Source organism: Rhodococcus sp. 14-2470-1a (assembly GCF_002259425.1).
Classification (GTDB): Bacteria; Actinomycetota; Actinomycetes; order Mycobacteriales; family Mycobacteriaceae; genus Rhodococcoides; species Rhodococcoides fascians_E.
The window spans coordinates 1-22781 of sequence record NZ_NPFZ01000013.1 but is presented as its reverse complement, the minus strand read 5'-3'; the positions used below and the strand labels follow the sequence as shown (position 1 = coordinate 22781).

At 64.9% G+C, this 22781-nt stretch carries 27 protein-coding genes; 13 read left to right on the top strand and 14 right to left on the bottom strand.

Annotation, left to right across the window (positions count from 1 at the left end):
• Positions 1 to 4: 4 nt before the first annotated feature.
• Positions 5 to 550, bottom strand: coding sequence for an alternate-type signal peptide domain-containing protein (locus CH292_RS06165; protein ID WP_019667914.1), 546 nt, complete (start codon positions 548 to 550; stop codon positions 5 to 7).
• 404 nt (positions 551 to 954) lie between these two features.
• Positions 955 to 2247: an adenylosuccinate synthase gene (locus CH292_RS06160; protein ID WP_019667913.1), complete on the bottom strand. Its 1293-nt coding sequence runs from the start codon at positions 2245 to 2247 to the stop codon at positions 955 to 957.
• 179 nt (positions 2248 to 2426) lie between these two features.
• On the opposite strand from CH292_RS06160, the gene CH292_RS06155 reads away from it, so the two are divergent.
• Positions 2427 to 3092, top strand: coding sequence for a hypothetical protein (locus CH292_RS06155; RefSeq protein ID WP_026348269.1), 666 nt, complete (start codon positions 2427 to 2429; stop codon positions 3090 to 3092).
• The gene (locus CH292_RS06150; RefSeq protein WP_170949295.1) at positions 3089 to 3862 is read left to right on the top strand and encodes a site-2 protease family protein; all 774 of its coding nucleotides are present in this window, start codon (positions 3089 to 3091) and stop codon (positions 3860 to 3862) included. The genes CH292_RS06155 and CH292_RS06150 overlap by 4 nt, the downstream gene beginning before the upstream one ends.
• On the opposite strand, the gene CH292_RS06145 is transcribed toward CH292_RS06150, so the two are convergent.
• Positions 3843 to 4313, bottom strand: a complete 471-nt coding sequence (locus CH292_RS06145; protein ID WP_094654267.1) for a helix-turn-helix domain-containing protein — start codon at positions 4311 to 4313, stop codon at positions 3843 to 3845. The genes CH292_RS06150 and CH292_RS06145 overlap by 20 nt on opposite strands.
• A 34-nt stretch (positions 4314 to 4347) precedes the next feature.
• Positions 4348 to 5289, bottom strand: a complete 942-nt coding sequence (locus tag CH292_RS06140; protein WP_037163981.1) for a YafY family protein — start codon at positions 5287 to 5289, stop codon at positions 4348 to 4350.
• 53 nt (positions 5290 to 5342) lie between these two features.
• Between CH292_RS06140 and CH292_RS06135 the strand changes: the two genes are divergently transcribed.
• Positions 5343 to 5810 carry a pyridoxamine 5'-phosphate oxidase family protein gene (locus CH292_RS06135; protein ID WP_027499105.1) on the top strand — a complete coding sequence of 156 codons (468 nt, stop codon included), beginning with the start codon at positions 5343 to 5345 and terminating at the stop codon, positions 5808 to 5810.
• Here the strand turns inward: CH292_RS06135 and CH292_RS06130 are convergent.
• The 3 genes from CH292_RS06130 to CH292_RS06120 all read right to left on the bottom strand — a co-directional run bounded on the left by CH292_RS06130 (position 5800) and on the right by CH292_RS06120 (position 8361).
• Positions 5800 to 6726, bottom strand: coding sequence for a cation diffusion facilitator family transporter (locus CH292_RS06130; RefSeq protein WP_037182993.1), 927 nt, complete (start codon positions 6724 to 6726; stop codon positions 5800 to 5802). The two genes, CH292_RS06135 and CH292_RS06130, sit on opposite strands and share 11 nt — an antisense overlap.
• 71 nt (positions 6727 to 6797) lie before the next feature.
• Positions 6798 to 7868: an FUSC family protein gene (locus CH292_RS06125; protein WP_026348266.1), complete on the bottom strand. Its 1071-nt coding sequence runs from the start codon at positions 7866 to 7868 to the stop codon at positions 6798 to 6800.
• A gap of 76 nt (positions 7869 to 7944) precedes the next feature.
• Positions 7945 to 8361, bottom strand: a complete 417-nt coding sequence (locus tag CH292_RS06120) for a DUF3151 domain-containing protein (RefSeq protein ID WP_026348265.1) — start codon at positions 8359 to 8361, stop codon at positions 7945 to 7947.
• A gap of 165 nt (positions 8362 to 8526) precedes the next feature.
• On the opposite strand from CH292_RS06120, the gene CH292_RS06115 reads away from it, so the two are divergent.
• Entirely contained in the window at positions 8527 to 9300 is a 774-nt protein-coding gene (locus CH292_RS06115; RefSeq protein WP_094654265.1) for a hypothetical protein, read from the top strand.
• Between the two features lie 86 nt (positions 9301 to 9386).
• Here the strand turns inward: CH292_RS06115 and fbaA are convergent, their stop codons facing one another.
• On the bottom strand, positions 9387 to 10427 hold the full coding sequence (gene fbaA, locus CH292_RS06110; protein ID WP_094627986.1) for a class II fructose-bisphosphate aldolase: 1041 nt from the start codon (positions 10425 to 10427) through the stop codon (positions 9387 to 9389).
• 170 nt (positions 10428 to 10597) lie between these two features.
• On the opposite strand from fbaA, the gene CH292_RS06105 reads away from it, so the two are divergent.
• A complete protein-coding gene (locus CH292_RS06105; protein ID WP_020113352.1) occupies positions 10598 to 11341 on the top strand; it encodes a VTT domain-containing protein in 744 nt (247 codons plus the stop codon).
• A 30-nt stretch (positions 11342 to 11371) separates the two neighbouring features.
• Positions 11372 to 12022: a DedA family protein gene (locus CH292_RS06100; protein WP_037163988.1), complete on the top strand. Its 651-nt coding sequence runs from the start codon at positions 11372 to 11374 to the stop codon at positions 12020 to 12022.
• Between the two features lies 1 nt (position 12023).
• Here the strand turns inward: CH292_RS06100 and CH292_RS06095 are convergent, their stop codons facing one another.
• From CH292_RS06095 to CH292_RS06075, 5 genes are all read right to left on the bottom strand, one after another.
• Complete coding sequence (locus tag CH292_RS06095) at positions 12024 to 12797, bottom strand: trans-aconitate 2-methyltransferase (protein ID WP_094654263.1); 774 nt, start codon at positions 12795 to 12797, stop codon at positions 12024 to 12026.
• Positions 12798 to 12811: 14 nt separating this feature from the next.
• Positions 12812 to 13924, bottom strand: a complete 1113-nt coding sequence (locus CH292_RS06090) for a glycoside hydrolase family 76 protein (protein WP_026348263.1) — start codon at positions 13922 to 13924, stop codon at positions 12812 to 12814.
• Positions 13925 to 13967: 43 nt separating this feature from the next.
• The gene (locus tag CH292_RS06085; protein ID WP_020113349.1) at positions 13968 to 14636 is read right to left on the bottom strand and encodes an RNA methyltransferase; all 669 of its coding nucleotides are present in this window, start codon (positions 14634 to 14636) and stop codon (positions 13968 to 13970) included.
• Positions 14633 to 15190 (bottom strand): DUF6636 domain-containing protein, encoded by a 558-nt coding sequence (locus tag CH292_RS06080; protein WP_256977953.1) that lies wholly within the window; start codon positions 15188 to 15190, stop codon positions 14633 to 14635. Before CH292_RS06080 ends, CH292_RS06085 begins: the two co-directional genes overlap by 4 nt.
• A gap of 110 nt (positions 15191 to 15300) precedes the next feature.
• Positions 15301 to 16104 carry an SDR family oxidoreductase gene (locus CH292_RS06075; protein WP_027499102.1) on the bottom strand — a complete coding sequence of 268 codons (804 nt, stop codon included), beginning with the start codon at positions 16102 to 16104 and terminating at the stop codon, positions 15301 to 15303.
• Positions 16105 to 16192: 88 nt separating this feature from the next.
• Between CH292_RS06075 and CH292_RS06070 the strand changes: the two genes are divergently transcribed.
• On the top strand, positions 16193 to 16645 hold the full coding sequence (locus CH292_RS06070) for a hypothetical protein (RefSeq protein WP_037185166.1): 453 nt from the start codon (positions 16193 to 16195) through the stop codon (positions 16643 to 16645).
• Here the strand turns inward: CH292_RS06070 and CH292_RS06065 are convergent.
• Positions 16610 to 17281 carry a lysoplasmalogenase family protein gene (locus CH292_RS06065; protein ID WP_094627983.1) on the bottom strand — a complete coding sequence of 224 codons (672 nt, stop codon included), beginning with the start codon at positions 17279 to 17281 and terminating at the stop codon, positions 16610 to 16612. The genes CH292_RS06070 and CH292_RS06065 overlap by 36 nt on opposite strands.
• A 175-nt stretch (positions 17282 to 17456) precedes the next feature.
• Here CH292_RS06065 and CH292_RS06060 point away from each other — a divergent pair, with 175 nt between their 5' ends.
• The 6 genes from CH292_RS06060 to CH292_RS06035 all read left to right on the top strand — a co-directional run.
• A complete protein-coding gene (locus CH292_RS06060; protein ID WP_019667892.1) occupies positions 17457 to 18020 on the top strand; it encodes a hypothetical protein in 564 nt (187 codons plus the stop codon).
• 91 nt (positions 18021 to 18111) lie between these two features.
• The gene (locus CH292_RS06055; RefSeq protein ID WP_019667891.1) at positions 18112 to 18567 is read left to right on the top strand and encodes a MarR family winged helix-turn-helix transcriptional regulator; all 456 of its coding nucleotides are present in this window, start codon (positions 18112 to 18114) and stop codon (positions 18565 to 18567) included.
• Between the two features lie 13 nt (positions 18568 to 18580).
• Positions 18581 to 19816 (top strand): MFS transporter, encoded by a 1236-nt coding sequence (locus CH292_RS06050; protein ID WP_019667890.1) that lies wholly within the window; start codon positions 18581 to 18583, stop codon positions 19814 to 19816.
• 203 nt (positions 19817 to 20019) lie between these two features.
• Complete coding sequence (locus CH292_RS06045; RefSeq protein WP_037163997.1) at positions 20020 to 21843, top strand: hypothetical protein; 1824 nt, start codon at positions 20020 to 20022, stop codon at positions 21841 to 21843.
• On the top strand, positions 21830 to 22420 hold the full coding sequence (locus tag CH292_RS06040; protein ID WP_019667887.1) for a class F sortase: 591 nt from the start codon (positions 21830 to 21832) through the stop codon (positions 22418 to 22420). Before CH292_RS06045 ends, CH292_RS06040 begins: the two co-directional genes overlap by 14 nt.
• Positions 22421 to 22466: 46 nt before the next feature.
• The coding region (locus CH292_RS06035) for an NAD(P)-binding protein (protein ID WP_179277922.1) at positions 22467 to 22781 on the top strand (315 nt) is incomplete at its 3' end.

Sequence of the window (22781 nt, the reverse complement as noted above, 5' to 3'; positions counted from 1 at the left end):
GAGATCAGGGACGTACCTGGTCGAGCGTCAGCACGAAGGAATTCAGGTTCACAGTCTCGTTCTGTGCGATCAGGCCAGCAGTATCCTCGTCGAAGGGGATCGTCACCTCGACGGAGATCGTCTGCGGATTCACTGTCAACGGCAGCGGCACTGCTGAACCGTTGGGAAGATCGGTTCCCCCGTTGACCGACACCGTGGCCCCTGCGAGTGCGGCCGCGAGATCCTCGTCACCGGTGACATCGTCGAAGTCAGCGGTGATCGTCGCACGGAGGTTGGGTCCTGCCCAGTTCACCTCGTAGTCCGACGAGAATTCGAGGATGTCGCCGGGGACGATCAAGAACCCGGCAGGGTCGGGACCGATCACGGTCCCCGATGTCGTTTCCGTCCACACCCGTGTGTTGGCGACTGGATCGAAGTTCAACTCACCCGAGTTGATGTCACCGCCACCGACGGTTTCCTCGTCACTCCACAGTGCGAAGGATCCCAAACCGCCGAGCAGCAAGACAGCTGCCGCCCCCGCGGCTATGGCGCCTTTGGTTGCCTTGTTCATTCGTTTCTCTCTTCGTGTGGGCCCAATGGAAGGCCAGTGAGGGACCCGGCGTTCTTCGGGTCGAGTCGGCCGGTGCCGGCCCGCGCACCTGGTGCGACGTCCATTGTTTCGCAAGGACCACGCGGTCTGTTACCTCTGCGAATGTAAAAGTCCGAAGGTCTTTTACGAGCCGTTTAACTAACCGACAGTTACACCGACACGGTCGATGTAAAGCGTCGATTCATTCGATCGCAGCACAGAAAGAGCCGAGGCAGTCAGCCAAGAGGGTCAGACGGAGGACCTACGGTCGCGTATGCGCAAAGATAACGACCGACAAGTATCTTTCGACACGCGTCGGCCGAAACCAGGCCACGAGACGACAAAGGCCCCGCAACGCGAACGCTACGGGGCCTTTGTCGAATGAATCAGGAGTTCAGAATGTCCCGACGAACGATGGTCTGGTCACGGCCGGGGCCGACGCCGATGCAGGACATGTGGGCGCCGGAGAGCTCTTCTAGCCTGAGCACGTAGTTCTGTGCGTTCACCGGAAGGTCCTCGAAGGTGCGCGCTCCGGAGATGTCCTCCCACCAGCCTGGCATCTCTTCGTAGATCGGCTTGGCGTGGTGGAAGCCGGTCTGCGTCATCGGCATCTCGTCGTGACGGACTCCGTCGACGTCGTAGGCGACGCAGATCGGGACGGTATCGAGGCTGGAGAGCACGTCGAGTTTGGTGAGGAAGTAATCGGTGATGCCGTTGACACGGGTCGCGTAGCGGGCGATGACCGCGTCGAACCACCCTGTCCGACGCGCACGCCCGGTGGTGACGCCGACCTCGCCGCCTTGCTTCGCGAGGTATTCGCCGGAGTTGTCGAAAAGCTCGGTCGGGAAGGGACCCGACCCGACGCGCGTCGTGTAGGCCTTGAGGATGCCGAGGACGGTGGTGATCTTGTTGGGTCCGATGCCGGAGCCGACTGCCGCGCCGCCCGCCGTCGGGTTGGACGACGTCACGTACGGATAGGTGCCGTGGTCGACGTCGAGCAGAGTGCCCTGCGATCCCTCCAGAAGCACAGTCTCGCCGCGTTCGAGAGCGAGGTTCAGCTCGAGCCGCGTGTCCGCGATGCGGTGCTTGAACTTCTCCGCCTGCCCGAGGACCTCGTCGACGACCTGCTGCGGGTCGAGAGCGCGTCGGTTGTAGATCTTGGAGAGCACCTGGTTCTTGAATTCCAGTGCAGCTTCGACCTTCTGGGTCAGGATCTTCTCGTCCAGCACATCCGCTGCACGGACGCCGACGCGTGCGAACTTGTCCTGGTAGCAGGGTCCGATTCCGCGACCGGTGGTGCCGATCTTCTTGGCTCCGAGGAAGCGCTCGGTGACCTTGTCGATGGCCACGTGGTACGGCATGATCAGGTGCGCATCGGCGCTGAGAAGCAGGCCTGACGTGTCCACGTTGCGCTCCTCGAGCCCGGCCAGCTCGGTCAGCAGAACGCCCGGGTCGACGACGACGCCGTTTCCGATGATGTTCTTGACTCCCGGAGTCAGAATGCCCGACGGGATCAGGTGGAGCGCGAACTTGTCCCCGTTGGGGAGCACGACGGTGTGGCCCGCATTGTTGCCACCCTGGTACCGAACCACCCACTGGAGTTGTTCGCCGAACAGATCGGTTGCTTTGCCTTTGCCCTCGTCGCCCCACTGGGCGCCGATCAGGACTATCGCCGGCATGTGCTCTCCTGGTGTCTCTTCTGTGCAAAAACTAGCTGTGTAATTGACGTGCGGGAGGTTGCTTCCAGGTGTGGAGGCAGGCCGGGGGGTCAGTCTAGCCGAGGCAGTGTGGCACCGGTCATGGCGCTACGGTGGAGACCGAGCACCAGGCCACAACCACAGAACTGCACGGGAGCACAGTGACACCGTTCGTCCTGCACTGCGGAAACCCTCCGCTGCCGATCTCGCTGACGGATGTGCCACTGACGTCGGCGTCGGAGATTCCCACCAACGACGAGTGCGACGCCCTCCTGGCCGACGCCGCCGGGTCACCTGGCCCGCGGGTCATCGTCCTCGGCGGCGACGCGTCCCTCGCGGCCGTGTTGACGAGGTTGATGCGTACCGATCGCCTCGACGTCGAAGTCGCGTTCGTTCCCGAGTCGGCGACGGCCGCGGGGCATGTCTACCGCCTCGGAACGGGGTCGCGGGCCGCGAAGGTTGCCATGACGGGCACGGCGTCGCCGACCCCGCTGATCCGTGACGACGCAGGCAAGGCCGTGGTCGGCCGGGCCGTCGTACACGGTACTTCCGGGCGTTCGCTCGAAGGTGAGGCCTACGTCGACGACACGAAGTTGTTCTCCGGCACGGCGCATGCCGTCGAGATCGTCCCGACGCCGAACATGCCCGGGCTCAAGGCCCGCGTCACCGGGGGCCGACGCCTGCTTCCGCATCGGTGGGCCCACGGCCGCGCCATGCAGCTCGGAGCGTACGCGGCGAGTCTGACTCGCGACGGCGTGCCCGGCGACCGAGAAGTGAAGCGATCGACGTTCTATCGCCATCACGTGGAGTGGTTGCTGGTCCGGTGAGCATCCCCCTGCGGCGTCGACGCGTACGCCCGAGCCCGGTCTTCCTGGCCGTGGTGGCTGCTGCGGTGGTCGGCGGTGTCGTTGCGTGGACTGCACAATCGCCAGCCGACGTCTCGGCACGGATAGGGGTGTTCGTCCTCGTCCTGGCCGGGTGGATCGTGACGGTGTGCCTGCACGAGTTCGGTCACGCCTACACCGCGTTCCGGGCCGGTGATCGCGAGGTCGAGCTGCGCGGTTACCTGACGTTGAACCCGCTGAAGTACAGCCATCCGCTGCTGTCGATCGTGCTGCCGGTGGTGTTCATCGCGATCGGCGGAATCGGTCTTCCCGGCGGCGCGGTGTATCTCCGCACCGGAATGTTCGAGCCGAGGATCCAGCGCAGGATCGCTCTTGCCGGGCCCTGTGCGAATCTTGTGTCCGCCGTGGTTCTGCTGGTCGTGATTCGCGTCTGGGGAACGGGTTCGGATCATCGCGCGTTCTGGTGGGGCTTGAGCTTCTTGGCGTTTCTGCAGGTCATGGCCACGGTGCTGAATCTTCTTCCGGTTCCCGGTCTCGACGGCTACGCCGCGATCGAGAACAACCTGTCCCACGACACCCGCCGAGCGCTGGCCAACTTCAAGCCGTACGGCATTCTGATCCTCGTCGCATTCCTGTTCGTGCCCCAGGTCAACATCGTGTTCTTCGACGCCATCTACTGGCTGTTCGGACTTTCCGGAGTCCCCGACATCTATGCGCAGTACGGCAACTACCTCATGCGGTTCTGGCTCTGATTTCCAGATCGTCCGCAGCCACCGCCCGTCCGTCGGTGCTCCTGACCTCCACCTGAACCGGGCCGTTGCCGTCCGTCACCACCAACGGTCCACGGCCGGACTGCAGGTGTTTGTCTCCCCACTGCATCAGTCCGAGCACGACGGGCAGCAGATCGTCACCCATTTCGGTCAGCAGGTACTCGTACCGTGTCCGCTGGCCCGGATCTCGGTAGGGCGACTTCACGAACAGTCCGGCCTCCGTCAGTTCTTTCAACCTCGCCGACGCCACCGCCTCGGTGATCCCGACGCGTGAAGCGAACTGATCGAATCGTGTTGCCCCGTAATACGCCTCACGCAGAATGAGAACGGCCGAGCGTGTGCCCACGACACCCATTGCCTTGTCGATCGAGCAGTGATTCGCCGTCCACGAATCACGGTCGGCGAGGGGGCCCGACAATGTCATCGCTGTCATGCTCCGAGACTACCCTGACTTCGGTCGAATGCAGTCAGGAGTTTCGCGACGCCATCTCCGACGCCACCCGGTGCAGCGCCCGCCGCAACGCCACCGGTTCCAGCACTTCGACGCCACCTCCCAGCGTCGTCAACTGCCCCAGGGCGACGTCGAACGTCTCGAGCCGCAGATCGACGGTCGTCCACCCGTCGACGTCGGCGCCAGGGAGTGCCGGAGTTGCTTCACGACCGACGACAGCAGGGAGAATGCGAACAGCATCCGCGGACAACCTGACTCGACAATCGAAAGTCAGCAGTACCCGATCGAACTTCGACGCCGATTCCGCCCACCATCGAGCGAGATCGAAGCCGTCGGGCCTGGCCACCGGTTCCGTCCGCGTCCGAGCACCCTCGGCTCGGTCGACACGATACGACAGGACGGCGTCTCCCCGGGCGGCGACGAGGTACCAGACGCCCGCCTTGGCCACCAGTCCCAGCGGGGCGACGGTGCGCGTCGAGCCCCGATAGTCGAGATCGAGCTGCCGACCCGCCAACACAGCCGCGCTGATCACCTTCAGATGCGGCGACGGTTCGACGTCGGTGAACCAGCCCGGGGCGTCGACGTGCAACCGCTCACGCCACATCTGGGCGCCGGCGCGCAACGGCAATGGGAGCGCACCCAGCAGCTTGGTCTCGGCCGCAGCCGTGACGTCGGCCAGCCCCAGATCTGCAGCCACGGACGGCACGCCGAGCAACATCAACGCCGAGGTCTCGACACCGGACATGCCGGACAGCTTCGACTGCCATCCGTCCAGGAGCCGCACTCCCCCGCCCGGTCCGGACTCGGTCCAGAGCGGGACCCCGGCGTCGAGCAACGCGGTTATGTCGCGGTAGATGGTGCGCACCGACACTCCTGCTTCGTCGGCCAGCGCCTGTGCGGTCGTCGCACGGCCGTGTTGGAGGGACAGCATCAACTGCAGCAGCCGCGAGGAACGCACACCGCCGATATTACTGACAGAAGGTGTCAGTGATGTGTCCGCATACTGCTGGCATGACGACATGGAAAGACTTCGAGTCCGCGGCACCCGCCCTGGCGAACGGGGTGGCGGCACGGTTCTCCGCCAACAAGCACCATGTGCTCGCAACGCTTCGACAGGACGGGTCTCCGCGGGTCAGCGGGACAGAAGTGGAATTCGCCGACGGCGGCGTGCTGCGCCTGGGGTCGATGCTCAACGCACTCAAAGCCAGAGATCTGCAACGGGATCCACGCTTCGCCCTGCACAGCAACCCCGGCCACCATTCGATGGAAGGCGGCGACGCGAAAATCGCGGGCACAGCCGTCGAACTCACCGACCCCGATGCACTGCAGAAGATCTTCGACGCAGCACCCCCGGAACTGACGCCCTACAACGTCTTCGATCTCGACATCACCGAGGTGGTGCTGACCTCACTCGTCGACGATCACATGCAGATCGAGCTGTGGCGACCGGGAACCCCGGTGAAGACGTTCACCAAGTGAGTTCGTTCTTGCACGCAGATCCCTGGGAGGACGGCTCGACCTGCACGGTCGCGTGGTCCAGACCGTAGGCCGCGAGCACCGTTTTGGCGCGATCCAGCAGAACCGGGCCGGAGCCGTCGCATTCGAGGTGCACGGTCGCGACGTCCATACCCGTGGTGAGGGTCCAGACGTGCAGATCGTGCACACCGACCACGCCGGGTAGGGCAGCAAGATCGGCTTCGACGGCCTCGACGTCGACGTGACCCGGGCTCGCCTGAGTCAGGATGCGCAGCGCGGAGCCCGCCAGCTTGATGGCCCGCGGAATCACCCACAGCGAAATCAGGACACCGACCACGATGTCCGCCCACGTCCATCCGAACACCACCATCACCAGGCCTGCGACGAGGACACCGACGCTGCCCACAGCGTCGGCGAGCACCTCCATGTAGGCACCGCGCACGGCGATGCTGTCCTTCGCGTCGCCGCGAATCAGCACCATGACGACCAGATTGGCGACCAGACCTGCGGCCGCGGTGACGATCAGCGCAAGACCGGGGATCTCCGGCGCGTCGCCGATTCGATCGATCGCCTCGTACATGATGAACGCGGCGACACCGAGGAGCAGAACAGCATTGGCGATGGCCGTCAGGACTTCCGCACGATGCCAGCCGAACGTGCGTGCAGCGGCGGCACTTCCCTTACGGGCCAGAAGGAGGGCCACGAGACCCATCGACATTCCGAGAACATCGGTGAGCATGTGGCCGGCGTCGGCCAGCAAGCCCAGGGAGTCGATGATCAACGCGACCGTCGCCTCGAGGATCAAGAAGACCACGAGAATGGCCAGTGCAATCACCATGTTGCGGATCCGCTTGGTGGACGGTCCGGCCGTTCCACCTGAGTCCGGTATGCCGTGACTGTGCCCGTGCCCCGCGCCCATCACTTCCCCTTCCGTCGATGCCGACCTCACCATATGCGTACATACGCATATGTGCAATGGTCTCGACAGGGTCAGAACAGGTCCGGCGTGACCTCCGGTTTCGCGACGGTAGGCGGAAGCGTCGCCAGCGCAGAAATACGTTTCAGACCCGCAACCTGGAGGAAATCGACGATGATCGACCGCAACTGCGCGAGCACCACCGTTGCCGACAGGCCCGCATCGGAGATCAACTCGGGCTTCGCGCCCGCAGCCACCGCGCGCAGAACCCTCGCCGCTTCCGCGGCATCCGGCTGACGGCCCGGATCTGCCAGCACCATCCGGCGCAACACATCCGTTGCCTGAGCCAGCTTCTCCACCTCGTCGACGACCCGAGGATCGAGAATCTCGTCGTCCCGCACCAGCGTCAACGAGCGACGCGCCAACACACGAATGTTGCGAATCGCGTTGTCGATCGGATCGGCCGTCTTCTCCAGACCCGCCAACCTGTTCCGATGACCCCAATACAACGGAGAGATCCGCGCGATCTCCCGACCACCCTTCAGGTTCGTGCGCAACGCATCGATGTCCGACTGGGTGGCGCGAGCCTTCTTCAAAGCCTCCTCGATGGGCTTCGGATCGTTGGCCACCAACCCGTCGGCCACCTTCTGCAACACATCCGACGCGATACCGAGCACCCGCGCCGCGTCCTTACGCGCCCGCCACACCGGATGCGTCGGAATGAGCGCCACGATCGCGATGCCCACCAGACCACCGGTCAATGCGTCGACCATTCGGTCGATCCCACCCGAATCGCCAGGAGGAATGAGCGTCGCGACCAACACAGCCGACGAACCCGCCTGCATCGCGATGATCGGACCACCGTCGAGGAACACCGCCGTCGACATCGCGAGCGCAACCACCAGCGCGATCTGCCACGGCCCACTGCCGATCGCCGAAATGATCAGGTCACCGACACCGATCCCGACCGTGACACCGACCACCAACTCAGCGGACCGGCGCATTCGCGCGCCCAACGACACACCGAGCGACACGACAGCAGCGATCGGCGCGAAGAACGGATGAGCATGACCGACGATGTCCGTCGCGACGAACCACGCGACACCCGCCGCCAGCGCACACTGAACGATCGGCAACAACGACAGCTGCAACCTCGCCCGGCCCGCCCTCACACGGGCCCTACCCCGCCGAGCCGTCGGACGCAGCGTCGTTACAGCAGGATCAGCCGAGCCCGAGAGCTTCCGCAGCCTTGGGATCACTGTCTTCGAGGAGGTCGAGGCACCGCGCGTACTCGTCGTTCTCGCCGATCTCACGCGCAGCCTTCGCGAGAACAGCGACGCAGCGGAGGAATCCTCGGTTGGGCTCATGGCTGTACGGGACCGGCCCGAATCCCTTCCATCCGTTGCGGCGGAGCTGATCGAGCCCGCGGTGATACCCCGTGCGCGCATAGGCGTACGCAGTGATGGTCTGACCCGCGTCCAACGACGCCTCGGCCAAATATGCCCAGGCGATCGACGCCGTCGGATTCTCCGCCGCGACCTTCGCCGGATCCTCGTGGTTGAGCAGTGCGGACTCTGCCTCGTCGTCGCCGGGCAGAAGCGTCGGCTGCGGTCCGAGCAAGTCACCGAATGAAGTCATGGGGACCATTGTGCCCTCCACGCAATGCTCCTGTGCCCTCCACCCGGCGCTCCCGCGTCCAGCGCTCTCGAGCCCGACACTCGCCTCGCCTGCAACCGGCCACCCACCCTCGGCCACTAGGCTTTCGTTTTCGAAAGAGTCGAAGAATGAAGTAGGGAGCACCAGGTGTCGGAGAAGGACGAAACGAAGTCGGAACCCGACACGTCGGACAGCACACCCACCCCGCCGAAACTCCCCGACGCCACGCCTCAGGACAAGAAAGACGCCGAGGCTTCCCAACCCGACGCGTCGGAGGCCGAGACGACCGCGATTCCTACCGTCGAGCCACCTGTCAGGCCTGCGCCGCGACCCCACGCTGTACCGCAGCGCATTCCGGCTCGCGGGGAGGTTCCCCGTCCGGCTCAACAAACCGCCGGACCGTCGGCGACGAGCACCGCTCCGCAGCCTTCCGGTCGCTCCGCAGGCTCCGCTCCGCCGTCTTCCGGTCGCTCCGCAGGCTCCGTTCCCGCACGGAAGACGAGCAAGCGCTGGCTGGGCGCCCTGGCCGCTGCCGTCGTCGTGATCGTCGCAGTCGGTGCCGCCGCGTTCTTCTATCTGGCGCGTGACGGCGGCGAGAATTCGCCGGAGGCGCAGATCAGAACATCGGTCACGTCGTTCACCGAGGCGTTGGCGAGCGGGGATCTGGCGACGCTGAGATCGTCGTCGTGCGGGGACCTGGCGACGTACTACCGGGACATCCCGGATGCGGAGTTCGCGGACGTGCACCGCGTCGCCGTCGAACAGGGGAACGTGCCGGTGATGGAAGGCATCGATGCCGTTCAGATCACCGGAGACACTGCAATCGCGCAGATCATCGCGTACACCGAAGCGAATCCGAACGAGCGGTCACCTCGGACGTTCGATCTGCGGCTGGAAGACGAAACCTGGAAGGTCTGCTGACCCTCGTGTGAGTTGAAATGTAGGCCCTGACCTACCGGGAGCGGAGCCTGCGGAGTGACCCGCAGGCTCCGTTCCACTCGCGTGGGTCAGCCAGCGCTTACGCTGCGACCTGCGGATTTGAGGTCGTTGCACGCCTCGATGACACGGGCGGTCATACCGGCCTCGGCCTTCTTGAGGTAGCTACGCGGGTCGTAGGCCTTCTTGTTGCCGACCTCGCCGTCGACCTTCAGCACACCGTCGTAGTTGCTGAAGAAGTGTCCTGCGATGGGGCGGCTGAATGCGTACTGGGTGTCGGTGTCCACGTTCATCTTGACGACGCCGTAGTCCAGAGCCTCGTCGATCTCGCTTTTCGCCGAGCCCGATCCACCGTGGAACACGAAGTCGAACGGCTTGGAACCGGCAGCGAGGCCGAGCTTCTCCGACGCCACACGCTGGCCGTCGGCAAGGACGGACGGCTTCAGCTTCACGTTGCCGGGCTTGTACACGCCGTGCACGTTGCCGAACGTCGCGGCGAGCAGGTAGCGCGAACCCGCGTCGCCCGCACCGAGTGCCTCGACGGTCTTCAGGAAGTCCTCGTTGGAGGTGTAGAGCTTGTCGTTGATCTCGGCCTCGACGCCGTCCTCTTCACCGCCGACGACACCGATCTCGATTTCCAGGATGATGCGGGCAGCTGCTGCCTTGGCGAGCAGGTCCTTGGCGATCTCGAGGTTCTCGTCGATCGGGACTGCGGAACCGTCCCACATGTGCGACTGGAACAGCGGGTTGCGGCCTGCGTCGACGCGCTCCTGCGAGATGGCGAGCAGCGGACGGACGTAGGTGTCCAACTTGTCCTTGGGGCAGTGGTCGGTGTGCAGCGCGATCGTGACGTCGTACTTGGCTGCGACGACGTGAGCGAACTCGGCCAGCGCTACTGCACCGGTGACCATGTCCTTGACGCCGAGGCCGGAGCCGAACTCGGCACCACCGGTCGAGAACTGAATGATGCCGTCGCTTCCAGCGTCGGCGAAACCCTTGATTGCGGCGTTGATGGACTCGGAACCAACGCAGTTGATCGCTGGAAAGGCGAACTGGTGTTCCTTGGCCCGGCCAAGCATCTCGGCATAGACCTCGGGAGTTGCGATCGGCACGGCGTCATTCCTCCATGTGAAGAGATTGATTGTCCGTTGCAGTATGGCAAGCCTCCGGTGCGCCTGTCGCGGTACCCACCTGATCACTCCCGGCCCGAACGTGACTAATCGGACATCGCGCCGGTGGCAATTCACCAGCTGTTGTTCAGGTCGGCCCAGGTTCGGCCGGTATGGTGGGCGCCGTGAGTCTTCTTGCCGCCTCGGAATCTGTGACGACGAACCTGGCGCTCCTGCCGGGGTTTCTCGATCCAGTGAATTTGCTCAACTCGTTCGGCACCTGGGTGCTGGTCGGGTTGCTGCTCGTCGTCTTCATCGAATCGGGGCTGCTGTTTCCGCTACTCCCGGGTGACTCTCTCCTCTTCACCGCCGGCCTCATAGCCGCATCGAAGTCCGACGAGATCCCGCCGTTCGCGCCCATCGGCGTCCTGCTGATCACGATCCCGATCGCCGCCATCGCGGGCGACCAGGTCGGATACTTCATCGGACGCAAGGGTGGAGCTGCGCTGTTCAAGTCGAACGACGCGAAGTTCTTCAAGAAGAAGTACATCGACGAGTCGCACGCGTTCTTCGAGAAGCACGGCCCGATCACGATCATCCTGGCGCGCTTCGTCCCGATCGTGCGTACGTTCGCGCCGGTGGTCGCAGGCGCCTCGCACATGAAGTACTCGATCTTCGTGACGTACAACGTCGTCGGCGGCATCCTGTGGGGCGCAGGCGTCACCATGCTCGGCTACCTGCTCGGACAGATCCAGTTCATCCGCGACAACGTCGACTACATCTTCCTGCTGATCGTCTTCGTCTCGGTTCTGCCCATCGTCATCGAGGTCGGCAAGCGCATGGTCCGAGCCCGCAAGACACCGCTCTCGGAGGCCGCAGACGCCATCGAGACCCAGCAGGACCGTCCGAGCGCTTAAAGTGCGGGTGTTGCAACCGTGATCGAGGCAATGGGTCAGTTCGGCCCACTGGAAACCGCAGGCCCGCTCGTGGTGTGGCTCGTGGTGGTGACCTTCGTCTTCATCGAATGCGCCGTCATCATCGGCTTGTTCCTTCCCGGTGACTCCATGCTCATCACCGCCGGAATCGTCATGGCCACCCATGCATCGGGCACCGGCCACATATGGGCGTTGTCCGTCGGCGCGATGATCGCGGCCATCGCAGGCAACCAGGTGGGGTACGTCATCGGGCACCGCACCGGTTCCACACTCGTCGCGCGCAAGAACGGCAAGTACCTCAACACCAAGAACCTGCACAAGGTGAACCTGCTGCTGGAGAAGCACGGTTTCTGGGCCGTGCTCGTCGCCCGCTGGATTCCCTGGGTGCGGACACTCTGCCCGATGGTCGCGGGCGCAGCCAAGATGAACCATCGCCGCTACACGATCGCCAGCACGCTCGGCGCGATCATCTGGGCGCCGGTACTACTGCTGGCAGGGTTCTACTTCGGTAGCTTCCTCGACATGGTGCCGTGGCTGCTGCCCGCGGTTCTGATCGGGATGATCGTGCTCCTGGTCGTCGGCACCGGCGTCGGCGTCTGGCAGTACCGCAAGGAAATGTCGAAGCCGTCCGAGACCATCGAGGTCGAAGAAGTCCTCGAATAACTCAGTCCTTACGGGCGACGACGAAGATGCGCCGGAACGGAAACAGCGTTCCCGACGCGGTCGACGGGTACGCGTCGCGCAGGAGGTCTCGATACTGTTCGACGAACACCGGCCGGGTCTCGTCGTCGAGTGCATCCAGGACGGGCCGCAGGCCCGTTCCCGTCACCCACCGCAGCACCGGGTCCTCGCCCTGCAGAACGTGGACGTAGCTGGTCTCCCACGCGTCGACGGTCAATCCCGCGTCGAGCATCGCCGACGCGTACTGCTCGGCGGAGTCGACGCTGTCACCCCCGCGTAGAACGCCGCTCAGAGTCGACGCCCACTCGTCGGATTCCGCGAGGCGACGCATCAGGACGTGAGAGGGAGCGTCGAAGTTGCCCGGCACCTGGAAGGCAAGGGTGCTGGACGCGCCCAGTTGCGATGCCCACGTCGCCAGGAGCTCTCGGTGGTGAGGTACCCACTGCAGGGCCGCATTGGACACGACGACGTCCACGCCGGTCGCGTCGAAATCGGAGATGTCTCCTTGCCGGACGGTCACGCCGGCGGGCAGATCCGACGGTTGGTCGGCCACCATCTCGGCCGACGAGTCGAGTCCGGTGATGTGGGCCGTCGGCCACCGCTGCGCCAGCGTGGCGGTCTGTACGCCGGTCCCGCATCCGAGGTCGACGACGGTATCGGGTGATTCGTGTCTGATCCGAGAGACCAGTTCGTAGTACGGACGAGTCCGCTCGTCCGCGTAGTGCCCGTATATCGCCGGATTCCACGAAGTCCCCATAGCCAGTACCTTAGCTAACGAAAGCCTGCGTCCGCCACGGTGTACGCGGCCTCCATCAACATCCAGCCGCTCAGCTGCACCGCGAAATCGCGCTCCGGCACCGCCGACGAACGCACCGTTCCGCCGCTGAACTTCGCCACCGAATGCCCGGGCCCGGGAAGCGTGGCCTGCGATTCCCACGCTGCACCGAAGAGTGGATGATCCTCGACTTCCAGGCGGTTCTCCCAGGCCGCCTCCGCCGACGCGAGCACGATCGACGCGGCCAGTGCGCGGGTGGACCGATCGTCGTCGCTGTCGCCGGGCAAGGTTGTCGCGACCAGCGCCAGGTAGCGGGCCAGGATGCCGTCGAACAAACCGCCGTCGCCGCCTCCCCCGCCGACGATCACCAGGTCACGACACAGCCGATCGTCCACCGCCGTCACCAGCGCGTGCACCCGGGCACGATGACGCGGACCCCCCAGCCGCACCGCAAGTTCCGTTTCGATGCCCAGCACCACACCCTGGCAGTAGCTGTAGATCGCACGATCGAGCACGTCGCCGGTACGGATGCCGTCGAAGATCAGACCCGTCTCGGGATCCTTCAGCGTGACGTCCATCCAATCGGCCATGGCTTGCGCTCGCCACAACCGACCCGTCCGGGCCAGCAGAATCGAGGCGGGTCCGTTGGCCGGGGCGTTGTAGAAATCGTCGCCCCTGCGCCAGGGGATGCCGCCTCCTGCCTGCGGAGACCATGCGTCGAACAGCTCCATCTCGATCTTCTGGATCCCGACGCGGTTGCCGACGGCATGCAGCCGCTGAGCCCGCTCGAGAGCAAGCCCGAGCCAGGCCATGTCGTCGAAATAGTTGTTGGTCCAGCCGGTGATGTTTCGAATGCGGTGCGCACGAGCAATTTTGGTCACCCGGCGGCGCCTCTTGGCGGTGGGCTCGCGGCTCGCTGCATCGACCGCACAATCGAGCAGGTGCGCCTGCCACCAGTAATGCCACTTCAGGAACAGTCGCTCCCGCCGAACAGGCGGCCACGCCACGACGCCGAGCGCCGTACCGGGCAAGCCCCACAATCGACGCACGTGTCGCGCGACGACGGCCCCCTCCGCAGCGTCCGCGCGCTGCGCCCATAGCTCCTGCATGATCGGCAATCCTGCCACTTGCCCGGGGGCGAAGCACAAACAGTCAGGGCCAGGCTTGTGACAAGTCGGCATGACGCCGGATCCACGAGTGCATGGCGATTCCGGCGGCGACGCCCGCGTTGATGCTGCGAGTGGACCCGAACTGCGCGATGGACACCGTCATCGACGCGCCGTTGCGTGCATCCTCGGTCACCCCAGGCCCCTCCTGCCCGAACAGCAGCAGGCAATCCCTCGGAAGTTCCGCGGTCTCGATCGGCACCGAACCCGGCGTGTTGTCGACCGCGACGACCGTCAGACCCTCGGCGGCGGCGTAGGCGAGGAGGTCGTCGACGGTGTCGTGGTGGTGGATGTGCTGGTATCGATCGGTGACCATCGCGCCGCGCCTGTTCCAGCGGCGCCGCCCGACGATATGAACTGCTTGCGCGGCAAACGCATTGGCGGTGCGCACGACAGTCCCGATGTTCGCGTCGTTGGCGAAGTTCTCGATTGCGACGTGCAGCGAATGACGCCTCGTGTCGATGTCGGCGACGATGGCCTCCCGCGTCCAGTAGCGGTAGGCGTCGACGACATTGCGCCGGTCCCCGGCGTCGAGCAGCTCGGGATCGAACTGCGGGCCCGTCGGCCGGGGTTCGTCGTGATGCTGTTCCCACGGTCCGACGCCGTTGGGGTTGTCTCCCCACTCGGTCGGACCTGGTACATCGATGTCGCTCAATAGATTTCGTTGCTGTCGGCGGCGATGCGGAAGCCGTGACCGGTCTCGTCGTTGGTGCACGAGATGCCGCCGGCCGTCGACTCGCAGGAGTACCCGTCGGCGTTGATGACCTGCCCGACTGCGAGCGGAGGATCGATCGTCTCGCCGCCCGAGGTGTACACCGCACCACCGGAACACATGAACTCGGCCTCACCCTCGTTGGTGACCCGAATGCCGTTGCCCCAGCTGATCATGCAGTCCTCGGGCCGCGGAGGAACCGGCGACGTCGTGCCCTGACATCCCGCTTCGGTACGGCTGGCCAGCGTGACGATCCCGCACTGGAACAACCCGTCCGGCGAGGAGAAGTAGTACGCACCGTCGAGTGCCGCGTACGTCGTCTGCGGCGGCGGCAACACCGGTTCCACCGTCGTCGTCGGCGGCGCGACGGTTGTCGTCGTGGTAGCCGGTGCGGACGTCGCATCCGCACCGGATTCGCTACCGCACGCGGACAACACCGCCACGATCGCCACCGATGCTGCCAGTACCGAACGCTTCTTCGAGCGCGCTCTCGCCATGAAAGAACCCGACCCCACTTTCGCTCATCATGTTGCAGAGCGACCCTACCGGCGAACCGAAACCCGTGCCGTTCGGTGGTGCGTGGCAGGGGTCGATGGGTCGAGCAGGATCAGGTGTGGCTCAGGCGGCGGTTGACTTCGCGGGTGAGCCAGGCCGGCGAGAACCTGGATCCGAGCGACAACGCCTTGGACTGCAATCCGACCGGGAAGTGAACCTTGCGCAGTGCCTTGTTCCGCCGCAGTCCCTTCGCGGGGCGGGTGGCGTCGAAGATCGCCTGGGATACATCGTCGGCGGTGAGTTTGATGCCGAGCGAGTTGGTCGTTCCGGTGGAGACGCCCTGAGTCATCGCGGTCTGAACGAAGAGCGGCCACATGGCCTTGACGGAAATGTCGTACTTGGCCCACTCGAGATCGAGCGCCTCGGTGACACCGCGTACGGCGAACTTCGTCGCGCCGTAGGTGACCAGCTCCGGCTGACCGTAGATGGCCGACGCCGAGCACAGGTTCACGACCTGGGCGTTTCTGGTTGCCTTGAGGTAGGGGAACGCAGCGAGAGTGCCGTACACGACGCCGTTGAAGTTGATGTCGATCTGACGCTTGTGCACCTCGAGCGGCATGTCCTCGAACTGGCCCGCGACGAGGATGCCTGCGTTGTTGACGAGGACGTCGAGCCGGCCGTGGGCCTCGGCGTCGAACTCCTTCAACCGAGCCTCCCACTGCTTGGGGTCGGTGACGTCCAGGGTTCCCGTCACGACGCGTCCGCCGGCGGAGGTGATCTCCTTACCGAGCGACGCCAACCCGGTTTCGTCGATGTCGTAGGCCCCGACGAGGTATCCGGAGCGAGCGAACTTCAGAGCAGTGGATCGTCCGATCCCGGCAGCAGCGCCGGTGATGAACACAGTTGGTGTAGACACCTCGACAGAATAGGCGTTACCAGGGTTATCGGTAAGACCTCCGACAACTTTTCAGGGCTATTCTGGATGTGGCCTGTAGGAGATGTGGGTGAATCACAAACGAACTTTGCGCGCGATAGTAGTCGTCACAGTGGGCTACGTCGCCGTCCTGGCGGTGTGGGCGCTGTGGTTCCGACCGTCGGCGCCCCCGGGAACCCTGCCTTACCAACTTGCCGCTCTGATCGCCGGTTTCGGAGCTGCGCTCGGCCTGTCCATGCTGGTGGCGAACCGCCGGACCGCCGAACAGCGACAGATCGCCCGCAACGGCGTCGAAGGTTGGGCCACCATCGAGGAAGTGCACCCACTCGACGACAACCGAAGCGAACTTCAACTGCAGTTCACCGTGCCCGGCTCGGAGTCGTTCTCCGGCCGCATCGTCTACGCCATCCCTCGCTCGGAGATCTCGAGGTTCGCCGAAGGCGCAGTCGTGCCGATCATGGTCGATCCGGACGACCACCACCGCGTTCTACTTCTTCCGAGACAGACCTTCGACGAGGAATAGCTGAGCCACCGCGTAGGTCGCGAGAATCACTCCCTCCGCCGCTCGCCGATGCGACTCCGTGGTCAACAGCAGCCGCCGAGCCACGATCAACGCGTCGGACACCGTGAAGAGCACACCGCCGAGAGCGATTCTCGACGCCGGATCCGCACCGGGAACGACGACGCCGGCCGCCGTTCTCGCGCCGGGCACGAGCGTCGGGTCCGCGGCAAGCGTCGACATCGATGCCAGCGTCAGTCCGTACGCGCCGAGGCCGGGTGCGACGTCGGGCGAACGCGTGGCCATCGACACGACCGCGAGAAGCCAGCCCGCCGCTCGCGGCGCCGCCGCCGATGCGGTGACGCGTGCACCTCGAGCGCGAAGAAGCCCGCAGTAGCACCCCTGCATCACGGCGAACGAGGCGGCGCCGTGCAGGATCCGCGAATCGTCGTCCGGGTCGAGTAGAAGAACGTCGCCGACGGTTGCTGCGGTGAGCGCCAGACCCAGCGTCGACGCAGGCTTGGGCAACCCCGCCATCAGAGATGGAGCGATCAACGGCTTCGCGAAGCGATGCAGTCTGTCTGCGCCGAGGACCGCTCCGAGCACCGTGGCTGCCGACGCCGAGGCGAACGCCGTTCTGGACAACGTCGAGCGGTTCATCGAGGCACTCCGAGTTCGTCGACCAGACCATTCGTTGAACTAACCAATTGTGTGATGCTGGCCCCTTCGCCTTGATTCAGGGCTGTACACCTTGTCATCGTTGGAAGGTAAACACACGATTCGACACGTTGGGACGACAATGCGCAGGAAACACACCGATGATCGTAGGGCGACCATGGAAGGTCTCGCCTACGCTTCGAACCCGCTGCTCCGTCGCTCCGACCGCATCCAGGCACGACTGAAGACCATCCTCACCACCCTGACGATTCTGATGCTTCCCGTTGCTGCGTGGCTCGCGATGACGACGCTGTCGTTCCAGAACGAGCAAGTCTCCGCGCAGCAGTACACCCGGCACGCCGTCACCGCCGAGACCGTGTCCGTCACTCCCCCCTCGCCGCTCGTTCAGTCCGACTTCAGCTCGCAGAGCAGCTCCACCGTCGACGCCACCTGGACGTACCAGGGCGTCGAGCACACCGGCCAGGTGTCCGTCGTGAGCGGCTCGCCGGTGGGTACCGAAGTGGATATCTGGGTCGACGACAACGGCATCCGGGCATCACAGCCACTGTCGAATTCCGACGCCATCGCCGCCGCCGCCTTCACGGGCATCGGCAGCCTGTTCCTGGCCGGACTCCTTTTCTACGGCATCTACTCCGCCACCCGGTTCCGCCTCGACAACAAGCGCGACGCGGACTGGGACCTCGCCATCAAGAACTTCATGGACGAGAACAGCCTGAGCTGAACGTCGTACCTACGTGAAAGTCCCGGCCACACGGCCGGGACTTTTTCGTTTCCATCGCCGGTTTGCAAATATAGTTAGCTTATGTAAGCTTATGGGAGTGCAGCAACCGTCCTCCGATCAGCATCTCCGCGACCTGCTTTCCGAGCTGGTCACGGGATCGTCCCGGTTCGTTCGCCTCGCCGCGCACTTCGGCTCCGACGAGTGGCCCAAGGCCTGGATGCGAGCGCTGTCCCTCCTCGAGGAATACCAACCCCTACGAGTCAGCGACTTCGCTCGCCTCGATCGCTGCTCGCAGCCGTCGGCGACGTCGCTGCTGGGAAAGCTCGCCGCAGCGGGGCTCGTCGAACGCACGACCGACCCGAGCGACTCGCGCGCGGTCGTCGCCCGGATGTCCGACGCCGGCGCCCAATGGCTGGCCGCCGGACGACGTCAGATCGCCGACGGCCTGCTGCCGTACCTGTCCGAACTGGACCCGGAGCAACTACAGAAACTGACCGACGGACTGAGCGAGCTTCGCAGCGTGCTCAAATCGTCGATCACGGATTGAAAGGAACCTCGTCGTGGGGAACTCAGCCGTGAGTACGAACACCGAGAGCTTGCTGAAACAGCCGAAGGCCGTGTGGGCAGTCGCTTTTGCGAGCGTCATCGCCTTCATGGGTATCGGCTTGGTCGATCCCATCCTCAAACCCATCGGCGAACAACTCGATGCGTCACCGTCCCAGGTGTCGTTGCTGTTCACCAGCTACATGCTGGTCACCGGCGTCGCGATGCTCATCACCGGCGTAGTGTCCAGCCGCTTCGGCCCGAAACGGACACTGCTGGCCGGTCTTGCCATCATCGTCGTATTCGCTGCTCTCGCAGGAGTTTCCGGATCAGTCGGCGAGATCATCGGATTCCGCGCCGGCTGGGGTCTCGGAAACGCGTTGTTCATCGCAACTGCGTTGTCGACGATCGTCGGTGCCGCATCGGGAGGCGTCGCGCGCGCGATCATCCTGTACGAAGCAGCGCTGGGTATCGGCATCGCAACGGGACCGCTCGTCGGTGGTGTGCTCGGCGGATTCTCCTGGCGTGGACCGTTCTTCGGCGTTGCGGCGCTGATGGCCGTCGCGTTCATTCTGTTGATCGTCATGCTGCCGGACACTCCCAAGCCCGCTCACACGACGTCGATACTCGATCCGTTCCGTGCACTTCGCCACCGCGGACTGCTCACCGTCGGCATCACCGCACTTCTGTACAACTACGGTTTCTTCACCCTCCTCGCCTACACCCCGTTTCCGCTCGACATGGGCACGTACAGCATCGGTTTCATCTTCTTCGGCTGGGGCCTGTGCCTCGCCGTGGCATCGGTGTTCCTCGCCCCGAAGTTGCAGCGCGCGTACGGAACTCTGAACATGATGATGCTTTCGCTGCTCCTCTTTGCCGTCGACCTCGGAGTGATGGCCCTGTTCACCGAGAACAAGACGGTACTGATCGTCGGCACCGTCGTCGCCGGACTGTTCCTCGGCGTGAACAACACGCTCATCACCGAAACCGTGATGATCTCCGCACCCGTGGAGCGCTCGACCGCCTCGGCGGCCTACAGCTTCGTCCGCTTCGTGGGCGGCGCGGCAGCACCGTACCTCGCGGGCAAGCTGGGCGAGAGCAACGCTCATGTCCCGTTCTGGGTCGGCGCGGTCTGCACCCTGCTGGCGATCGTCGTCCTGTCGACCGGCCGCAAAGTCCTCGCCCACGTCGACGATCACGACCCCGCACCTCACAGTGTCGACGAGGCCCGGGCAGTCACCGTCGGCGACTGAGATTTCTCCCGCTGGTGTTCACTTTCGTCACACCAACACCATCAGTAACAGTTGCATAACCAATTCCTTGGTAAACCCTGAGAGACCTTTCGGTCCGTTACGGTCCATGAAGCACAAGTACGTGTGCCTCACTAAAAGCATTTCCGGATCGGGACGGAGGTGTCGGTGGCTCCGGCCACCAGGACCGAAGGGCTTGAACATCCATGTCACAGAAGTCGATCGCCCGTTCGCGGAGGACTCGCATCGCCGCCGCCGGAGCCGCCGTCGCACTTTCCTTCGCACTGGCTGCACCAGGAATTGCCGCAGCACAGGAGGAGACTCCGCCACCGTCGAACAGCGTCGCCGAGCAGGCACCTACCGATCCGCCGGCCGACGAGCAGGCGCCCACCGGGGAAGCAACCACGCCGTCGGGAGATGCACTCGTGCAACCGCCTGCGGATGTTCCTGCACCCGGCGCAGGTGATGCGTCGGCAGCAGCGGTGCCTGCCCCCGAAGCACCGTCGACCGATCGACCTCTCCCCCAGGTAACGGGCGGGGTCGTGTTCAACGACGACGGCACGGCGACGATCAACGTCGACATCGTCCCGCAGCTCAGCGACGCCGAGAAGCAAGCGCTGGCGGACGCCGAGGCCAAGAGCAAAGCCGCTGCCGAGGCATCCACCGCGGCGCAGGCTCGTCTCGATGCAGCCGTCGCCGCAGATGCCGCGGCAAGTACCGCGGTCACCAAGGCAGAGCTCGCTGCGGCGGACGCGGTGGTGAAGGCCAAGAAGGCCGACGCCGACGCAACAGCCGCCGAACTGGACCGCATCGCTGCCGTCGGAGCGGTGAACAAGGCCAAGGCCGACACCGCAGCTCTCGAAGCAGCGAATACCGCGGCTGCACAGGCCAAGACCGACGCCGACACTGCCGCAGCCACAGCCCTCGCCGAGGCAGACCGGTTGGAAGCCGAAGCGGCCGGTGCCGGTGACCCGGAAGCGGTGGAGGCCGCAGCGGCAGCACGTGCCGACGCGACCGCCAAGGCCGAGCTTGCTGCCACCGCGTCTGCCGATGCCGAAGCAGCTGCCACGGCGCTGCAGGATTCGATCGTGGCAGTGCAGGATTCGTTCAAGACTCTCAACCTCGCCAAGGTGAGTGCCGCTGTCCGCGCGGCGGCGGCCAGAGCAGCCGAATCGCTGTCGGCGGCCATTGCCGCACGCACAGCGTTGGACGTCTCCGCGGCAGCCGAGGCCAATGCACGGGATCTCGAAGCGGCAGCGGCGACGTCGACGGAGGCAGCAACCGCCGCGAACAAAGCTGCTGCCGACGCACGGACCGCTGCGACTGCAGCCCAGGAGAAGGCCACCGCGGCTGCGGCCGCGGCAACGCAAGCGCAGGCCGACCTCGACGCAGCACCGTCGGATGCGGATATCGCAGCGCTCGAAAAGGCCGCCGCCGATGCAGAGGCCGCGGTCGAGGAAGCCAATGCGGCACTGGCCACCGCGGAAGCCGACGTGACGCGAACCGAAGCCGATCTGACGGCAGCTCAGGCCGCGTCCGACACCGCAGCAGCGGACGTGAAGGCTGCGCAGACCGCAGCGACCGAGGCCAAGACGGCAGCCGATGCAGCGACCAAGGCCGAAGCCGATCTGAAGGCCAAGGCAGCTGAATTGGCAGCGAGCGGACCGAAATTCAGCTGGACCATCAACATCGGCGGGACGACGAAGGATGACGTCCCCGTGACCCAGGTCGACGACACCACGGTGGTCGTCGACGAGACCGGTGTGGAACTGGTGGGCGTGTCCAACGAGGACGGATCGTTCACGGTCGCGGACTACTTCACCACCGACGACGACGGTGTCACCGTCCTTGCCGGAGAACTGCCCGCTGTCGATCTGGCACTGGGCGATTCGTCCACCGAAGCGTCGGGCGATTCGGACAGCTCGTCCGCGACACCGGCAATCTTGGCCGGCGTCGGCGTCGTCGCTGTTGCCGCGGTGGGTGGCGGGCTCTACCTGCGTCGTCGCAACTCGACCGATGCATCTGCGTAAGTTCGCAGTCGCGATCGCTCTGGGTGTCACACTGACCGGCTGTGCGCAACCGGAGCCGGCCAGTGTGACACCGCCCGATCGGTCGGCGGTGGAGGCGCAGATTTCTGCGGCTCCACCGTCTCCGGTTGCTCCCGCGCAACCGGAGTGGATCGAGCTACGTTCCGCCGAGTCGCAGACCTACATGAGCAGCACGGTCAATCCCGACGGCCTGTACCGCGACTCGTCCCAAGTACTCAACCCCGTGGACGAGCGACCCGCGTGGTGGGCCGAGAGCGGGCTACCCGGAACCGACACTGAGCAGACAGTGGTCGTGGTGGGCCACAACTACTCGACGCGGGACGCACCGTTTCGGTCACTCGGAGTGGCGCAGGTCGGCGACATCGTCGTAGTGCGCACAGCGACCGGCACTCTCGAATACGGCGTCGAATCGGTCGGGCCTCTGCCGAAGGGTTCCCTCCTGGCCGACAACGACCTGCGAGCGCAGGTCCCCGGCCGACTGATCCTCGCCAACTGCGACGTACGCAACGGCGAACCGACGGGAGACAACTTCTTCGTCGTCGCGCAGCTAGCCGGCTGATCAAATGGGTGGTTGCATCTATGCGCATGATAACTACGATTAGGGGATGAACGAAACAAGACCTCTCCGCGTCGCCATCGTCGGCGCCGGACCCGCAGGCATCTACGCCGCCGACGCACTCATGAAGTCCGACACAGATGTCAGTATCGACCTGTTCGAACGTATGCCCGCGCCCTTCGGCCTCATCCGCTACGGCGTCGCACCGGACCACCCCCGCATCAAAGGCATCATCACCGCCCTGCACAAGGTCCTCGACAAGCCCCAGGTCCGCCTGCTCGGCAACATCGACTACGGCACCGACATCACCCTCGACGACCTCCGCCGCTTCTACGACGCCGTCATCTTCTCCACCGGCGCCAAC

What these genes read in the sequence shown, in the direction of transcription:
- CH292_RS06060 (WP_019667892.1), top strand. Translation starts at nt 17,457, where the DNA reads ATGGAAGGTCTCGCCTACGCTTCGAACCCGCTGCTCCGTCGCTCCGAC.
- CH292_RS06130 (WP_037182993.1), bottom strand. Translation starts at nt 6,726, where the DNA reads ATGGGCGCGGGGCACGGGCACAGTCACGGCATACCGGACTCAGGTGGA.
- CH292_RS06065 (WP_094627983.1), bottom strand. Translation starts at nt 17,281, where the DNA reads ATGAACCGCTCGACGTTGTCCAGAACGGCGTTCGCCTCGGCGTCGGCA.
- CH292_RS06135 (WP_027499105.1), top strand. Translation starts at nt 5,343, where the DNA reads ATGACGACATGGAAAGACTTCGAGTCCGCGGCACCCGCCCTGGCGAAC.
- CH292_RS06095 (WP_094654263.1), bottom strand. Translation starts at nt 12,797, where the DNA reads ATGGGGACTTCGTGGAATCCGGCGATATACGGGCACTACGCGGACGAG.
- CH292_RS06045 (WP_037163997.1), top strand. Translation starts at nt 20,020, where the DNA reads ATGTCACAGAAGTCGATCGCCCGTTCGCGGAGGACTCGCATCGCCGCC.
- CH292_RS06160 (WP_019667913.1), bottom strand. Translation starts at nt 2,247, where the DNA reads ATGCCGGCGATAGTCCTGATCGGCGCCCAGTGGGGCGACGAGGGCAAA.
- CH292_RS06080 (WP_256977953.1), bottom strand. Translation starts at nt 15,190, where the DNA reads ATGGCGAGAGCGCGCTCGAAGAAGCGTTCGGTACTGGCAGCATCGGTG.
- CH292_RS06040 (WP_019667887.1), top strand. Translation starts at nt 21,830, where the DNA reads ATGCATCTGCGTAAGTTCGCAGTCGCGATCGCTCTGGGTGTCACACTG.
- CH292_RS06120 (WP_026348265.1), bottom strand. Translation starts at nt 8,361, where the DNA reads ATGACTTCATTCGGTGACTTGCTCGGACCGCAGCCGACGCTTCTGCCC.
- CH292_RS06055 (WP_019667891.1), top strand. Translation starts at nt 18,112, where the DNA reads ATGGGAGTGCAGCAACCGTCCTCCGATCAGCATCTCCGCGACCTGCTT.
- CH292_RS06100 (WP_037163988.1), top strand. Translation starts at nt 11,372, where the DNA reads ATGGGTCAGTTCGGCCCACTGGAAACCGCAGGCCCGCTCGTGGTGTGG.
- CH292_RS06105 (WP_020113352.1), top strand. Translation starts at nt 10,598, where the DNA reads ATGGTGGGCGCCGTGAGTCTTCTTGCCGCCTCGGAATCTGTGACGACG.
- CH292_RS06145 (WP_094654267.1), bottom strand. Translation starts at nt 4,313, where the DNA reads ATGACAGCGATGACATTGTCGGGCCCCCTCGCCGACCGTGATTCGTGG.
- CH292_RS06090 (WP_026348263.1), bottom strand. Translation starts at nt 13,924, where the DNA reads ATGCAGGAGCTATGGGCGCAGCGCGCGGACGCTGCGGAGGGGGCCGTC.
- CH292_RS06165 (WP_019667914.1), bottom strand. Translation starts at nt 550, where the DNA reads ATGAACAAGGCAACCAAAGGCGCCATAGCCGCGGGGGCGGCAGCTGTC.